The following is a 16,803-nucleotide window of genomic DNA, read 5'->3' as shown; positions in this document are numbered from 1 at the left end:
TCAAACAATCTTGCAAAAGACATGACAGGTATCCGAGCCATGTCGCGAATACAATTTTTTATAAAATCAGCAGTCTTTTCAAATTTTGAAAATTTATAGTTTTATTAGCGGCGACACCGGTAACGTGTATTAAGTGTTTTTGAGTGCCTACAAATAGTGGTTAGTGCCCAGACTGGTCGGCCGGGCGCGGCTTTTGGGATAACGGCGTATAGCTATACGGCGACACGTCGGCCCGGTGGCGTCGTCAGACAAGGGTGTTAAGCTGTCCGAAAGGACAAAACAGGCGATAACCGATATCGAAACACCTCCAACGGGCGCTAGGACCGGTCACGCGAAGCGCGAGATATCGCTCCTTCGGCAATCCAAAATGATTCAAGCTTGAAACGAAGATGACAAAATCGCTTCGGGATCTACCCTCGCCTGGCGGCCTGCCTTTTTTAGGCAATATCCATCAGCTCAGCGTGCAGCGGCTGCACCGGATAATCGAAACTTGGGAGGCCCAGCTGGGCTCGGAATTTACCTTCGAGCTGGGCTCGCGACGTGTATTCGTCACGTCGGATCCTCATTTAGCCCAGCACGCCCTGCGCGAGCGGCCGGAATCCTTCCGCAAGCTCAGCAGCATGACGGCGGTCATCGACGAAATGGGATTCAACGGGGTGTTTTCGGCCGAAGGCCAGCGCTGGTGGCCGCAGCGTGAGATGGTCACCCGTGCCCTGGCCCGAAAAGGCTTACCCCCTTTCTTTCCGACACTTCACACGATTACCGAGCGCTTGTTTCGGCGCTGGGATGAGGTCGCCCGGAATGGACAGACGACCGATGTGGTCCAGGATCTGACCCGATTCACCGTGGATGTTATTTCGACGCTGTCGTTCGGCCAGGACATCAATACCCTCGAACAGACCGGCGATCCGATACAAAAACATCTGAGCGTGATTTTTCCGATGGTCACGCTCCGCGCAAACCTGCCGTTCGCCTATTGGCGCTATATCAAGCTGCCGCAAGACCGTCAGCTCGAACGCTCGATCGCAGCCGTGGAGGAATTCGTCCATCGCATGATCGACGAGGCCAAAGACGAGCTAGTCGCTCGCCCTGACGGCCCGCCTACCAATCTGTTGCAGGCCATGCTGATGGCAGCCGAGGAACCGGGCTCGGGAATCAGCGACGATATCGTCTATGCCAATGTGGTGACGCTTCTCATTGCCGGGGAAGACACGACCGCCCATACACTGGCCTGGGCGATGTATTGCATGGCCGAACGGCCGGAACTACGCCAACATATGCAAAACGCGGCAGCCCACACGCTGGGCGAGGCGAACATTGCTCCGGACTATAAGACCACCGAAGGCTTATCACTTTTCGAAAGCACGGCTTTCGAAGCGATGCGTTTCAAACCGACGGTGCCCCTGGTGTTTTTGGAAGCCAACGAGGATGTGACGTTGGGCGATACCCACCTGCCGGCCGGAACGCCTGTCTTCCTTGCGTTACGCGCCTCGATGAAGGACGAAAACCACTTCGGCGACGCCGATGATTTCGACCCCTACCGTTGGACTGCCGAGCGCCATCACCGCATGCGTACACACAATGGGCGAGCGTTCATGCAGTTCGGCGCCGGGCCTCGGGTCTGCCCTGGCCGGCATCTGGCGATACTGGAAATTCGAATGGTGTTATCTATGCTGGCGCGGAACTTCACATTCGAGTTCGCAGACGACGCTCAAGGCATCGAAGAGTCCTTTTCCTTTACGATGGCACCGCATACGCTACCGCTGCGGCTACATCGGCTGCGCTGAGCCCTACCTTGCCCGAACGCCGCCTGCGCCGGCCTGGCGCTGAGCGGCCTACATCATCGAATAGCCCACGGTGTCCAACCACTCCAGGAACTCGTTATAGCTTGGATTGACGCGTGCCGGGCCGGTCTCCGTTTGCATGTCGAACACGGCCCAATGGCGTGTCGTTCTGGCACCGGTCAAGGGTCGCGCAGACACTAGGTAATCGTTCCAATTCTCGCTCGAAGGCCAAGCGTTCGCATCCGCGACCACCAACGGATCGACCATCATTTCGCAACGGGCGATACGCTCACATGCCGTGCTCGGCATGCCCAGGGCACGACATGTATCGGCGGTCTGTCGTGCTTCCTCAGGCGTCTGGATCACCAGCCGCTTGATCTCGCCCGAAGCATTGACGAAGAAAAAACCATTCGGCCGTTCGGCATAGTAATATTCCGTCAATCCATGGCTTTTACCCAGTCCATCGATGAGCTCTTTGACCGCTGGCTCGCCGAGCAGCTCTGGCACGTTCAACGGCAGCACATCCTTGGCCGAGACGAACAAGTTTCGGATGTAATCGTGTTGGAACTGCCGAATGGTTTTGTTCAGGCGCTCATACACTGCATGCTCATGTTTCCGAATGTACTGATCGATAATACCTTCGTTGAAAGCTTCGACCGCGACTGCTTCGGTAGCCACACCGGTGAATAACACTTTTTTGACATGCGGGTCAGTAATATTTTTACAGAAATCCAACCCATTCATCTGGGGCATCGCATAGTCGACAAGCGCGACCGAGATCTGCGCAAACCGATCGGAAGAGTGGATTTCGCGCGATAGCGCATCCATATTGATCTCAAGCGACTTTGCGGCGCCGGCCCCCTCGCATCCAGGCGGCTCGCAGAAAAAGCGATTGCGCGCCACGCCGTTACTTTGGCGCTGTTCGAGGTAATCCAGTGCTTTTCGCGTAGAATCGAACAGCAGATAGGCCAAGTCGGCGTCGAGCTGGAGGCTGAGATTCCCTAGAAAATCAATGTCGTCGTCGATCAAGACGACCTGAGTCGGATGGAAATACGGGGCGACTTCAATCGTCATTGTTATCGGGTTCCAAAAAACTGAGCGTGAATTCCGTATATTCGCCGAGCACGGAGTCGCAGCGAATATAGCCACCAAAGCTATCGATCACGAGTTTCACGAAGGCCAGCCCGATCCCGGTACCCTGCCCACGAGGCATTCCTGAGTAAAAACGTTCGAAAATACGGGGCAGAACCTCCGGCGCGATACCCGGTCCGGTATCCTTGAAGTGAAGTTCATTGATACCCGAGTCCGGATCGGTACTCGTCCAGATAAAGACCGCGCCGTCGTCGTCTTCTGTTTTCGCGATATGGTAAATCGCGTTCTTAAGAAGATTGAAAAACACATGCACCATTAATAGCTGCGACCCAAAAAAACGAAAGTCGTGATTGTTCTGCCAACTGATCCGCTGTCGCTCTCGGCTCGAATGAAAAGGGTAACGGGCTAACGCAGTTTCTACGCATTCCGACATTCGTACCGGCTCGAAAACGCTCCGGTCGATCGAGGCCCGGTTGGCGTTGACCAATAACATGTCGAGTACTACACCGGTATATTCACTTTCGGTATGGATACGGTCGAGGACCGAACGCATTTGCTCAAAATGGGCTCGCCGCACCGGCCGCACGGGCAACCCCTGGCTTCGCGCCATCTCGTAGCCTTCCATGATATCTGGAAGATAGGCACTCAGCCCGCGCGCTCCACTGCGAATTCCCAAAAGCGGCGTACGGAGCTCATGGGCTACCGTAGCCATAGCGTCCGTGATCGCTGCCAGCTTTTCTCGCGCAATCAGTTCGGATTTGTAGTTCACTGCGCTGCCGACGATGATGCCGAACAGATAGATCGCGAACAGGATCGGCAGCGGTATTTCTTGCGAGGTATGTAGATTGCCATCCATCACCAAAAACGCCATCCAGGCCATAGAAGCCCCGATGAACGTGAGTAGAATGGTCATGAGCCAGTCGAAAACCAGAATTACCAAAATCATCAATGCCGCCAGGCTGGACAAGGCCCATACGGCTGAGACGTCGTTCATCAACGTCATGTAGAAAAAGAAAAACGGCAGCTCGAACAACAGACTGAAAAGCCAGTAAATCGCCAGCCATTTGTCGACGTGGCGCATCCGCGATAAATGCGGCTCGAACAGCATCGGCAGAGAGATGAGCACGCAGATCGAACGCAGCCATACGCTTTCGTAAGACTGGGGGTAGACGTCGCTCCATATGTAATAGTAGAGCGGCTGCCCCAAGATCTCGAGCGCAGCGAAGTAGACCATGTTCGCTCGGGCATAGGTCGTACTCTGCTGCAACGACAACAGAAACCGTAGCCACGCCCCTCGGGTCAGCCCTCGCCAGCGGCGAGCGAGGTGTTGCCGCATCCGAGGCTTACGCGAATGTCGTACCGATGAATTAGACAACCCGGTTTCCGCTTCGCCTTGACCGCTCGATGACTCCGACATGTTCGCCCACAATAGCGTAAGTTTCACAGCGGCATCGTGGCTGCACGATGGCTGTTCACATCAGTATACTGATAGAGAGGGGAATTGCTGTTTGCTTAAAATGCCGGGTACGGTAGATTCTTTTCTTACCACGAATCAGGCTGTTTGCAGTGTATTCCGTACACCGCGATATGCCCCGCCCCAGGCGGTTTTATGCAGCTAACGAGATGTCTGATTAACTTTACCCTGGCCTTGCTAGTCGTATCGCAGGTTGGCAATGCCTATCTGCTATTTGCCGAGGGCGCACACAGCGTATTGCCATGGGTTGGTGCATTCACCGGGCTCGTGCTGTCTCTTGTGGCCGCATTCATCGTATGGCGCCTGAACCGGCGTAGCGTCGTTCGCCAGCATGCCAATGCGATCGCCTCCTGGGTCGAGCATATCGATGTGACCGCGGACGATGCGCCGGTTCCGCCCAAGGCCTTGGCCACCAACGCGCCCGAGTTGTCCAACGCGGTTTGCACATTGGTCGGGCGAATTCACGATTACCGTGAAAAACTCCTGATTCGACACCAGCGCGTGCAGCGCCTGCTGCGTAATGTCACCGATGTGCTCTATCACGCGGACCGCGAAGGACGGCTGACCTGGATTTCGGATTCGGTGTCCGACATGCTGGGTTATAGCGCCGATGAACTCATCGGCTATCCGCTGGCCAATCTGCTGGCCGACCCGGATAACGACTTGCCCGTACTGGCCCATAGCGCAAGTACGGTGCGTTATCCGACCCGGGTTTTTCGACGCAACGGCAGCATCGCCTGGCTTTTGATTTCGTCCCGGCGCATCGACGATGCCATGGGCCGCACCACCGGTACCGAAGGTATTTGTCGGGATGGCACCCGGCTTATCGAAACGCAGCGCGAACTCAATCGAGAAAAAGAACGCGCTCAGGTCACCCTGGCTGCGATCGGCGATGGGGTCATTACTACCGACGCAACCGGCACCATCGACTATGTGAACCCGCGTGGGCAACACATGTTGTCGCGCCGGCTCAAGCAGGTGCAGGGCCATGCCTTCGAACAAGTCTGCCGGCTTTACGATACCGAGCGTCGCGAGTTCGTCGACAGCTTGGTCGAAGACTGTCTGAAAACCGGGGTTTCGCGCGAATGGGCGAACGCATTGTCGCTGGTCGGCGATGAAACGCTCAATCAATCGAGCAAAGATCATCGCTCGGTGACGGTCACCGTTTCAGCCATTCGAAACGAAGACGCTCTGATCATTGGCGCCGTGGTCGTGCTACACGACGTCACACGCCTCGAGCGGGTATCGCGGGAGCTGACCTACCAAGCCAATCACGATTCGTTGACCGGGCTGCTGAACCGGCGCGCATTCGAGCGCCAGCTCCGTAATTTGCTGGAAACCTCGCGCCGGCGTAATAGCCGCCACACGCTGTGCTATCTCGATCTAGATCAGTTCAAGCTGATCAACGACAGCTGTGGCCACCACGCCGGCGATGCCATGCTGCGACAGCTGTCGTCACAGATGGCAACCCAGCTCAGGCCGACCGATACGCTGGCACGCCTGGGCGGCGACGAGTTCGGCATCGTGTTCGAAGATACCGATCTCGAAACCGCCAGAGCAGCAGCCGAACGCTTGCGCCACTGGCTGGAAGGATTTCGCTTCCGTTGGGAGGACAAGGTCTTTCGCTTGGGTGCCAGTCTCGGCTTGAGCGTGATTGGCGACAGCTCGATAAGTGCCGCCGAACTACTGCGCCGGGCCGATACGGCGTGTTATCTGGCCAAGGAACACGGCCGCAATCAGGTCCGGGTGTATCAGAGCGACAGCGATGAAGCCCGCATGCGCGACTATGAAATCGAGCGCATGCAGATGATCAACGAATCGCTGGATGAGCAGGGCTTCATGCTTTACGCCCAGCCGATACAGCCGTTGGCTGCGAACAGCCAGGGCATGCGCGGCGGCGTCGAGTTACTCCTGCGCATGAAAAACGAAAACAATCCGATGATGCCGCAGGATGTGATGCTGACTGCCGAGCGATACAGCATGGCGTCTCGTATTGATCGCTGGGTCATCGGCAACGCGCTCGAACTGATCCGGCAATACGACGACCGTTGCCCCCAGATCGGCTATTACAGTCTGAATATCTCCGGTCAATCCATTACCGATGAACAATTCGTCGGTTTCGTGCGCGAATGCATCGATCGGTCGGGGGTGGACCCGAGTCGCCTGGTGTTCGAAATCACAGAAACGGCGGCAGTAACCAACCTGCAACGTGCTGCCGATCTGATGCGCACCCTGCGCAGCATCGGCTGTCGCTTCGCCTTGGACGATTTCGGTAGCGGCGTCAGTTCCTTTAGCTATCTCAAGCACCTGCCATCCGATTTCGTCAAAATCGATGGCAAACTCATTCGCCATATCACCGAGGATCCGATCGAACACTCGATCGTCGAAGCCTTGAGCAAGGTAAGTCAGGCCGTTGGGCTGCAGACCGTGGCCGAACACGTCGAAACCAAGGAGCAGCTCGAGGCACTAGAACGCGTCGGTATCAACTACGTTCAAGGCTATTACGTCGCTCGACCGATGCCCTTCGAGCAGCTGGTCGATCAATCCGATATCGTCGAATCCAACCCAACGTCTTAGTCCTCGTCATTATTATTTTGGACACACGTTCTCACGCACGGGCTAGCTCGGCGTTGTCGCCGGATAGGAACTGATCTCAGGCTTTTACGATCTCCGCCACCCATGGCAACTGACGCCCAGCCGGGATCCTTCGGCCTGCTTGGACCAGTCTTGTCATTGCTTTTGCAGCTGGGCTTTTGCAGCTGGGCCGTCCCGTGGCGTGATGCGCGTTCATTGGCTTGAACAACGATAGCAGGACGGGCCTGGCGACAGACGCCCTGGGACGAACGCATTTTGCTACCGTCGTACGATCAACAATGGCCTCGCATATTTGCATTCGAACAAAACAACTCCTGTCATTGTTTGCCGAAAGCGTTCATCGTTAGCGAGCATCTGGAAAGCACTGCTGTTTTCCGGTTTCGCTGCCAAGCCGAGCCCCTATCGGGCCGAGTCTGATTCGATGCATCGCTAGCTCGCGCCGCAGCGGCATGCACGCTACCCGGCCGTCGATGCCTTGCATACGCCGCCCCCGGGGGCGCCCGGGCTGGTGCGCCAAGCCCATCGTTAGCGCATATACCCTTCCGATTGAGTCCTGCATCAAGGCGTTCAATCGCCCCTCATCTCGTACCCAGCAACGCTTTCAGTTCAAATTCCCACGGCCCCGACAACGCCGTACCGACGCCAAGGCTGGCGATTCCGACCCAAGCCGGTCGATCGGCGAATGGCTCGATTCATCTAGCCCCAGACAAACGACATCGATCGAAACAAGCCCCTTGCATTCGACGGCGTGCGCCATGACCGATCAAGCCATATCTAGAAGGCTAGCCGCTCCCCTTACTTGCCAGGCAACGGCCCATGCCGAGTCTCCATCTGCTATGTGGATTGTGGCGCGGCCACCTGGGCTGAGGCCCCGACAAGACCGGCAGTTTCGAGCAGCCTCTTGGCCAACAGCGGCAGCCTCAGGAGCGACAAGAATCTTATTTCTTCATCTTCTCCTAATGCAATCAGCTGCTTGCATTCATCGATCGGCTCTGCATTCGATGCACGATCGCCGCGCCAGCGTTCGACATAGCTGTCGGCCGGGGCTTCGACATAGCGCATCTCGCGTACCCCATCGATAACGAACCCGACGAAATGCTCTTCGCAGGCCACGATGAGTAGTTGATCGCTGGGCTTCGTTTGGACGCTCTGCTGCCCAAGAAGACGGCGCAGATCCACCAATGCCACGTGGCGGCCGTCCTGTACGCAATAGCCTAGAAACGGCGCATGGCGCGCGGCCGCCGTGACCTGATCCGGGTAACGTTGTACCGCGATCAGGGTGTCGATGGGCACGGTATAGGACGCACCGGCCTCGAAATCGATGAAGGCGAACCGCTGCCAGCTTCGATCGGCTGTTCTATGGGTACCCGCCTGTATGCCTGCGACCGCAAGGCCGACCACCGTGCCGTGGGCGGCCAGCCGCTCGGGATCAAGTCGCAATATCTGGCTGCCATCCTCGTCCTCGAGCGCTCCAATGATCGCCGACTCGGTCTGTTTCAACCGAATTTCGTTGGGCTTCTGCCCCGTCTCATAATCGATCAGCCCGATGACTCGCTCGACCGCGGTCGCAAAAAGCCCGGTCATCGTCTCGATCACCAGATAATGCTCGCCCGCCGTCCCCGCCGGGTCGCGACCGATCAAAGAGCCGATATCGAGTAACGGCAGCCGCTGGCCGCGCCATGCGATATGCCCTAGATATGAAGATTCGACAATCACTGGGGACTCGATATCCCGCGCCGCACAGATCTCTCGCACCGCAGCCAATGGCAGCCCCAACCAACAGCCCGAGGCTCGAACCACGACGAGCCGCTGGCTAGGCCGGTCCTCACCTTTTTCAAAGCCTGCCTCGTCGGGTAGGGGCTCGGCAGCCTCGCTTGGCGCCGCCGACTCGATCTGTATATTGCCCTCAAGCGACAGAATAGCAGCCAAATCGAGCACATAAATGGCCCGTTCAGGCTCGGGCGAGACCATCCAGCGTGTCACACTGTGCGCCCGCGCATCGTGTACCGGATACAGATCGGCGGCATCGATCGGCAGCACACCGCAGACCCGGTCGACGATAAATCCGACCAGACGTCCATCAAAGCGTACGATCACGACCTGGTACGCCGGGCTACCGCGCTCCGAAACCGGCAGCCCCAGCCATTCGGACAGGTCGATGACCGGGATTGGGACACCACGTACCCATATACTGCCCACCGACCATGCTGGGCTCTGTGGCGCCGGCGAGATCAGCTCCTCATGGCCTGCCACCGCCTCGCGCACCACGCTGGCTTCTAATGCGATCTCGGTGGCGCCGAGAGCAAAGACAGCCAAACGCATTTGGCTCATTGCAAACCCGGGCGGGCCGCCTCTTGTGATCCGGAACTGGTTTTTGAGGGCATCTTTTCATGCGCCGAATCGGTCAAGGCGCCGATCAAGGTGACCACGGTCTGGGCCGCATTGAGCTGGTTTTCCGTGGTCGAAGCAATCTCCTCGACCGAAGACGTCGTGCTCTTGACGCCATCGGTGATCTGTTCGAAGGCTTTCCGGGCCTGTTGCGATATCTCCACCCCCTGGTCGATCCGCCGTAAAGACTCTGAAATCAGCCGGTTGATCTGACGCGTAGCCTCGGCCGACTTCTCTGCCAGCTTGCGAACCTCGTCGGCCACCACGGAAAAGCCAAGACCATGTTCGCCGGCCCGGGCTGCCTCGATCGCAGCGTTAAAGGCCAATAGATTCGTTTGCGACGCGATCTCGCCGATCACCCCTACGATCTCTTCGATATCCTCGGAAGACTTGCGAATGGAGCGCAACGAGTCGTTGGAGTCGGCGACCGCCTGTACCCCGCGGCTGGCTTCGTTTTGCGTGTCGCGGGCCTGCTGCCGGGTCAGCTGGGCATTATCGGCGATCGATCGGATCGCCGTATTGAGTTCGCTGATCGCAGCTTGCATAGCCTGGGCCTGCTGGGCGATATATTCTTCGCGTTCGACCTCGGCAGTAATATCGGTCGCATACTTGACCACCTTGTAGGGCTGCCCGTTCAGATCAAACACAGGATTGTAGCTGGCCTGAATCCAGACCGATTCGCCAAAACGCCCGATACGACGGAACCGGCCGGTAAAGAATTCGCCCCGCGACAAGGCCGACCAGAATTCGCGGTAATCCCGGCTAGCGACATAGGACGGGTCGCAAAGCATGCGATGGTGCTGACCCAGCAGTTCGTCTTCGACGTACCCCACGGTTTCACAAAAATTGCGGTTGGCCGAAAGAATAGTGCCGCGCAGATCGAATTCGATGACGGCCTGTGAGCGATCGATCGCATTGACCTTGCCTTGAAACTCGGTCGTACGGCGTTTGCTTTCCGTGGTGTCGGTCGCGAACTTAACGACCTTATAGGTCCGGCCGAGCGTATCCAGAATCGGGTTGTAACTGGCCTGGATCCAGATCTCGCGTCCATCGTGCCCGTAGCGCTGAAATTCGTCGGCCACGAATTCGCCGCGCCGTAGGCGCGCCCAGAAATCGCGATAGGCATCGCTCTGGGCATAGTCTTCATCGCAGAAGATGGCATGGTGGCGGCCAACGATCTCTTCGAGCTTGTAGCCTACGCAATCGAGAAACTGCGAATTGGCATTCAATATGTGGCCATCGATATCGAATTCGATCATCGCCTGGGATCGATCGATGGCTTTGAGCTTGCCCTCGAACTCGGCGTTTCGGATTCGATCCTTGGTTACGTCGCTGGCCAGCTTGACGATCTTTTCCACGCGACCGTAATCATCGATGACCGGATTGTAAGTCGCACGCAGCCAGACCGAGCGGCCTTGTTTGTCCAGGCGGCGATACTCGCCCTGGTCGAAATGACCATCGGCCAAGCGCTGCCAGAATCGTTCGTAGGTCGGCTGGGCCACGTCGTCGGGCGAACAGAACATGCGATGGTGCTGGCCCACGATGTCGTCTCGGGAATAGCCCATGACCTTTAAAAAATTGGCGTTGGCATCGACTATGGTGCCGTCCGGGGCGAATTCGATCATCGCCTGAGAACGATTGAGCGCCTCCAGCACATTAGCGCTCGATAATAGGGGCTCGACTGAGGTTGCCGACATGGAAACTCCGGGGGCCGGCGCATTTAGATTGTGCGCCAAACAATTTAGGCATATCCCATATCGCCCGATCCAGAGGGTTCTTTAGAGGCTTCGTAGCCCGGCAGTATGCGCGCAGCCAAAGCCAAACCGGCTGGGTCGGCCGAACGTCTCTCAAAGATCGCGCTGATGGACACAGCCTCCGGATTTATCTTTTTCAAGCTTTCGCAATAACCTAAACCAGCACAACGGATCAGTATCGTGGCCGTAAGCCAGTCGGGATAACGATCGAGAGTAGTCAGAAGCATATTAACTGTATATAAATACAGTATGAAAAACGATGCCGACTTCACCGCTTCGACCGATACCGCCCAGAGCCTAGAACGACGCTGGCAACGCTGGGGCCTGCACCGTGCCAGCCGGGCAGCGACCCCAGAGACTTGGTCCACTGGCTGGGCTCGGCTCGATGCTGTGTTGCCCGGGGGCGGCTACCCCCTGGCCGCAGTCACCGAGTTCCTGGTCGAGCAACCTGGTCAGGGCGAACTGAGTTTGGTGCTGAAGGCCTTGCGGCCCCAGTTGGAAGCGCAGCCGGATAGGCGCCTGGTCTTCGTCGATCCGCCCTATCGCATGAACGCCCCGGCGCTCGATGCCGCTGGTATCGATCGCTCCCGGGTACCGGTAATCCGTTGCCGGAACAGCAGCCAGCGCCTATGGAGTATCGAACAGCTGGCTGCAGCCGGCGGCTTCTCCGGGTTGATTCTATGGGCAGAGGCCTTGGCTACTGTCGATCTGCGGCGTCTACAGCTGGCCAGTGAGAAAGCGGGCTGCCCGGTATTCGTCTATCGCCCCTTGGCCTATGCGAACCATCGTTCGCCAGCGGCACTGCGGTTGGCAATCCAGGGCCGGGGGGCCTATCAACGAATCGAAATCATTAAATGCCGCGGTCCAGTCGGCGCCTGTATCACCGGCCTTTCCGCGGGCCGCGATCAACCCTGGGCCGGTATGGCCGACAACGCTTACTCCGCGACCCGGACAACAGCCGCCAACGAGTACTGGGCCCAAATAACGCAGCCAACCCGGCCCGGCACGTTGGGGCATCCTACCGATAACGTACGTGCACGATCGCGCCTTTCGAGATCGACGACCCTGCCTGCCGATCCCCAGACATCGCCTCGATGACGCATGTGGTTGGCACTACGCTTTGCCCACTGGTCGCTGGATTCTCGCGCACGGCATAGCACTGCGCCGATGCTGGTGATCGAAACTCTCGCCCAGCGCCAATGCGTGATCGCGGCCAACAGCGTTGCTCTGGAGGCCGGCGTACGACACCGCATGACGCTGGCCGAAGCACGCCTTCGCCTGGCCGATCCGGAAGTACTGGCGCGCCACCCGGCCGCAGAAAAAGCAGCCATGGCGCGGCTGGCCGGCTGGGCCTGGGGGTACAGCAGCCATGTGCATTGGGCGATCGCCGACCACAACATAGAATGCGCCCGCTTGATCATCGAGATCGGCGCCAGTCTGCGCCTGTTCGGCGGCCGACAGGCGCTGCTTGGCCGTATTCGCCGCGATCTGAATGCCCTGGGCTACCGGTTTTCGGCTGGGGTCGGCGACAGCCCCCAGGCGGCACTGGCTTTCGCCCGGAGCAGACGTTCACGACACCATCGGACGACTCTGGAAAACCTACCGCTGACCAGCCTTGCTCTGGCCCCACGCACTCGGGCCATACTCAAAGCCTGCGGTATCAGACGTACCGGCGAGCTGCTGGCACTGCCGCCGGCGGCGCTGGCACGACGCTTTGGCACAGAGCTTCTTGACTATATCGATCGTCTGCGCGGGCGACGTCCCCACGGCTTGCTTCTATACCGTTTGCCTTGCCGCTACCGAACACATCATGAACTCAGCAGCACGGTCGAAAGCACCCAGGGGCTGGCCTTTGTATTGCACCGAATTTTCCAGGAACTGGCGGTATTTTTACGTGGCGCCGACAGCGTTATCCAGACGCTGCGCCTGGAGTTGGTTCACGAGCGCTTGCCGAGCACGACGATCGCCCTGCGGCTGGTGAAGCCCTCCGACCAAGCAGAGCATCTAGAGCGTATCGCCCGCGAGCGCCTCGATCGGATTGAACTGGCGGCTCCAGTTTTGGAAATCGGCTTGACCAGCGATCGCCTGCGCGCTGCAGATCATCACCAGACCCACCTCTGGAGCCAAGCCGGACAACAGACCGGTGACGCCTGGCCGGCCGTACTCGACCGGCTTCGCGCCCGACTCGGCCATGAGGCTGTCTGCTGGCTGGCCGCGCCGGCTGATCATCGCCCGGAACATGCCAGTCTTTGGGTCGACGCCCCGGCCAAGATCACCCGTACCTCGTTCGAGACCGCCCTGCCACCACGCCCGTTCTGGTTGCTCGAACCGCCCGAAGCGCTCGCAGCCGGAACCGTGGCCGCCCTGACCTGGATCAGCGGTCCCGAGCGGATCGAAAGTGGTTGGTGGGATCAAGGCCAACGCCGCGACTACTACCGGGCGATCGACAGCCATGGCCGACTGGTCTGGGTATTCCAAGACCTACAGGCCGCCTGCCACGGCACAGAACACTACTATCTGCACGGCCTGTTCGGGTGATAACGCCTGCCAAGCCGTACGCAGAAATGCCTAGCACGCAATGACTAAACTTAATAAAAAACATGAAATAAAATATGCAGAGCTTTGTTGCATAAGCAATTTTTCTTTTCAGAAAGGCGCTTCTCATCCCGAAGAGCTCATTCAACGTGCGGCCGAACTCGGATATACGGCATTGGCATTGACCGACGAGTGCAGCCTCGCTGGCGCCGTACGTGGGCTACTCGCTTCCGAGCGCTATGGCCTGACCTTAATTCTCGGCACACGGTTCAGCTTGGCCGAAGGCCCGACCCTGGTGGTATTGGCACGTAATCATCACGGGTATACCCAGCTTTGCCGCCTGATCACAAGAGGACGCCAACAGGCCAATAAAGGAGGCTACTGCCTGACCCGGTCCGATCTGGATAGATACGTGCTCGATGAATGCTGGTTGCTCGTGCTGCCGGATCATGGATGCCCCAAGACTCTGGCCTTGTACGACCTGCTTGGCTGGCTTGCTATTCACTACCCACGCAATACGCGCCTGGCACTGGCCCGACACCGCCGCGCTCAAGATATTTTCCACGTGGAACGCTTGAATTCGCTGCGCCTTCAGTATGGTTTGCCAATCGTAGCGGTGGGCGACGTCTATATGCACAGCCGCTCTCGCCGTGCGTTGCAAGATGTCTTTACGGCGCTGCGCCTGGGCACGACAGTCTCAAACGCCGGCCATGCGCTGGCTGCCAATGGTGAACGGTATCTACGACCACTGGCCACCCTCGCCTCGCTCTATCCTCCTGAGGCTCTGCGCGAGACTGTGAACATCGCTCGAACCTGCACCTTCGACCTCCGCCAGATCCGCTATGACTACCCTGCCCAGGTACTACCCGAAGGGCTGACTTCAACCGATTTCTTAAGAAAAAAGGTTGAAGAAGGCATCCTAAGCCGCTGGCCCCAGGGCATTTCCAGATCAGTGCGCGATCAGATCGAGCGTGAAATCGAGATCATCCACCGGCTCGACTACCCACATTATTTCCTGACCGTTTACGACATCGTTCGCTATGCCCGCAGCCAAGGCATTCTGTGTCAGGGCCGCGGTTCGGCGGCCAACTCGGTGGTCTGCTTTTGTCTCGGCATCACCGAGGTCGACCCGAGCCGGCACGAACTGCTTTTCGAGCGGTTCATTTCAGAGGCTCGTAATGAACCGCCGGATATCGATGTGGACTTCGAACATGAACGACGCGAAGAAGTCATTCAGCACATCTATGCCGAATATGGCCGCTCCCGAGCCGCTCTGGCAGCGACCGTCATCCGTTATCGACCGCGCAGCGCTATGCGCGATATCGGTCGTGCCATGGGGCTGACGCCCGATCAGGTCGATACTCTCGCCGGCGAACTCTCACGCCGTACCGATGACGGCAGCCTCGCCGAACAGCTCGACCAACGCGGCGTGCGCGTCGATGCCCAACTGCTGCATCAGATCCTGATACTGGTCGATACTTTGCTCGGTTTTCCCCGGCATCTGTCGCAGCACGTCGGCGGATTCGTGCTCAGCAATCGAATGCTCGAAGAAATTGTGCCGGTCGAAAAAGCAGCCATGGCGGACCGCACCATCATTCAATGGGACAAGGACGACCTCGAAGCCGTTGGCCTGATGAAGATCGACGTTCTGGCGCTGGGCATGCTCACCTGCATACGGCGCTGCTTCGATCTGATCGAAGGCCAGACCGGACAGCGTTTGAGCATGGCGGCCCTGCCGGCCGACGATGAGCCAACCTATGCCATGATCCAGGACGCCGATACGGTCGGCGTGTTCCAAATCGAATCCCGTGCCCAAATGAGCATGCTGCCGCGCCTACGGCCGCAGACTTTCTTCGACCTGGTGATCGAGGTCGCCATCGTTCGCCCCGGGCCGATCCAGGGCGGCATGGTGCATCCCTATCTCAAGGCCCGCAGCCAGCCTCGAGAGACTATCGAATACCCCAGCGAAGCGCTGCGCGGCGTGCTGGAACGTACGCTAGGCGTGCCGATCTTTCAGGAACAGGTCATGAAGATCGCCATGGTCGCGGCCGGCTTCGACGGGGAAGAAGCCAACGGCCTGCGCCAGTCGATGGCGGCCTGGAAAAAACAGGGCGGCCTGGAACCCTGGCGCGAACGGCTCAAATCAGGCATGCGCGAGCGGGGTTACGATGAAGCTTTCGCCGATCGTATCTTCGAACAGATCAAGGGCTTCGGCAGCTATGGCTTCCCCGAATCGCATGCTGTGAGCTTCGCGCTGCTGGTCTATGTTTCGTCCTACTTGAAGTGCCACTATCCAGCGGCTTTCGCGGCGGCTCTGCTCAACAGTCAGCCCATGGGGTTTTATGCACCGGCCCAGATCGTGCGAGATGTTCGCAATCATCGGATCGAGGTTCGGCCACCGGATGTCCGTTTTTCCGAGTGGCACTGCACGCTGGAATCGACCCCGGGCATGCCGGCCGGCAATGACGATCCAGCCGCATTGCGGCTTGGCTTCTGTCAGGTCAAGGGCCTCGCCGAATCAGCGGCGGCCCGTATCGCCCGAGCTCGATGCCAGCGCCCGTTCGCCAGTCTCGCCGACCTGGCCTCGCGCGCTCGCCTGGACAGCCGCCAACGCAGCGCCCTGGCTCGGGCCGATGCGCTCGCCGGATTGGCCGGCAACCGACACCAAGCGCAGTGGCAGACCGCAGCCGCCGCGGTTCATGACGATTTATTCGCCGAAATCGACACTCCCGAGCCCGAGATTGCACTGAACCAGCCGAGCGAAGCCGCCAATATCGTGGCCGACTATCACAGCACGGGGCTGACGCTACGCCGCCATCCTCTAGCCCTGTTGCGTTCGGATCTGGCGCGCCTGGGCTGCGTCAGCGCACAGCGCTTCAACGCGCTGGATCATGAAGTGGCCGCCCAGGTGGCCGGCATCGTCACCATGCGCCAACGCCCCGGTAGCGCCAAGGGCGTAACATTCATCACGATCGAGGACGAGACCGGGGTCGTGAACATTATCGTTAGACGCCAAACTTTGGCCCGGCACCGCATCGCGGTGCTCTCGGCCCGGATGCTGCGCGTGGCCGGCGTCATGCAGCGCGCCGGCCAGGTGACCCACTGTCTAGCCCATCAAATCATCGACGAGACCCCTCGGCTTGGCCATCTCGAGACCCGGTCGCGGGATTTCCGCTAACGC

Annotated in this window: 10 protein-coding genes; 5 read left to right on the top strand and 5 right to left on the bottom strand. The window is 58.7% G+C overall.

Annotation, left to right across the window (positions count from 1 at the left end):
* The first annotated feature begins 389 nt into the window (after positions 1–389).
* Entirely contained in the window at positions 390–1,787 is a 1,398-nt protein-coding gene (locus V5738_RS08560) for a cytochrome P450 (protein ID WP_423824000.1), read from the top strand.
* Between the two features lie 48 nt (positions 1,788–1,835).
* On the opposite strand, the gene V5738_RS08555 is transcribed toward V5738_RS08560, so the two are convergent.
* Positions 1,836–2,813: a response regulator gene (locus V5738_RS08555; protein WP_423823999.1), complete on the bottom strand. Its 978-nt coding sequence runs from the start codon at positions 2,811–2,813 to the stop codon at positions 1,836–1,838.
* A 34-nt stretch (positions 2,814–2,847) separates the two neighbouring features.
* A complete protein-coding gene (locus V5738_RS08550; protein ID WP_423823998.1) occupies positions 2,848–4,110 on the bottom strand; it encodes a sensor histidine kinase in 1,263 nt (420 codons plus the stop codon).
* A gap of 375 nt (positions 4,111–4,485) precedes the next feature.
* On the opposite strand from V5738_RS08550, the gene V5738_RS08545 reads away from it, so the two are divergent.
* Entirely contained in the window at positions 4,486–6,927 is a 2,442-nt protein-coding gene (locus V5738_RS08545; protein ID WP_423823997.1) for an EAL domain-containing protein, read from the top strand.
* An 852-nt stretch (positions 6,928–7,779) separates the two neighbouring features.
* Here the strand turns inward: V5738_RS08545 and V5738_RS08540 are convergent.
* From V5738_RS08540 to V5738_RS08530, 3 genes are read right to left on the bottom strand one after another with little or no spacing between them, the layout of a single operon-like run.
* Entirely contained in the window at positions 7,780–9,276 is a 1,497-nt protein-coding gene (locus V5738_RS08540) for a chemotaxis protein CheW (RefSeq protein ID WP_423823996.1), read from the bottom strand.
* Entirely contained in the window at positions 9,273–11,030 is a 1,758-nt protein-coding gene (locus V5738_RS08535; protein ID WP_423823995.1) for a methyl-accepting chemotaxis protein, read from the bottom strand. The genes V5738_RS08540 and V5738_RS08535 overlap by 4 nt, the downstream gene beginning before the upstream one ends.
* Before the next feature lie 44 nt (positions 11,031–11,074).
* Positions 11,075–11,314, bottom strand: coding sequence for a hypothetical protein (locus tag V5738_RS08530; protein WP_423823994.1), 240 nt, complete (start codon positions 11,312–11,314; stop codon positions 11,075–11,077).
* Positions 11,315–11,336: 22 nt separating this feature from the next.
* Here V5738_RS08530 and imuA point away from each other — a divergent pair, with 22 nt between their 5' ends.
* From imuA to V5738_RS08515, 3 genes are read left to right on the top strand one after another with little or no spacing between them, the layout of a single operon-like run.
* Positions 11,337–12,185 carry a translesion DNA synthesis-associated protein ImuA gene (gene imuA, locus V5738_RS08525; protein WP_423823993.1) on the top strand — a complete coding sequence of 283 codons (849 nt, stop codon included), beginning with the start codon at positions 11,337–11,339 and terminating at the stop codon, positions 12,183–12,185.
* A gap of 3 nt (positions 12,186–12,188) precedes the next feature.
* Positions 12,189–13,625 (top strand): Y-family DNA polymerase, encoded by a 1,437-nt coding sequence (locus V5738_RS08520; protein WP_423823992.1) that lies wholly within the window; start codon positions 12,189–12,191, stop codon positions 13,623–13,625.
* Between the two features lie 40 nt (positions 13,626–13,665).
* A complete protein-coding gene (locus V5738_RS08515; RefSeq protein WP_423823991.1) occupies positions 13,666–16,800 on the top strand; it encodes an error-prone DNA polymerase in 3,135 nt (1,044 codons plus the stop codon).
* The last annotated feature ends 3 nt before the right edge of the window (positions 16,801–16,803 follow it).

The sequence above is a fragment of the Salinisphaera sp. SPP-AMP-43 genome (assembly GCF_049568105.1).
Taxonomy (GTDB): Bacteria; Pseudomonadota; Gammaproteobacteria; order Nevskiales; family Salinisphaeraceae; genus Salinisphaera.
Note: the sequence above shows the minus strand (reverse complement) of the source record. Positions and strands in the feature narration are given on the sequence as shown.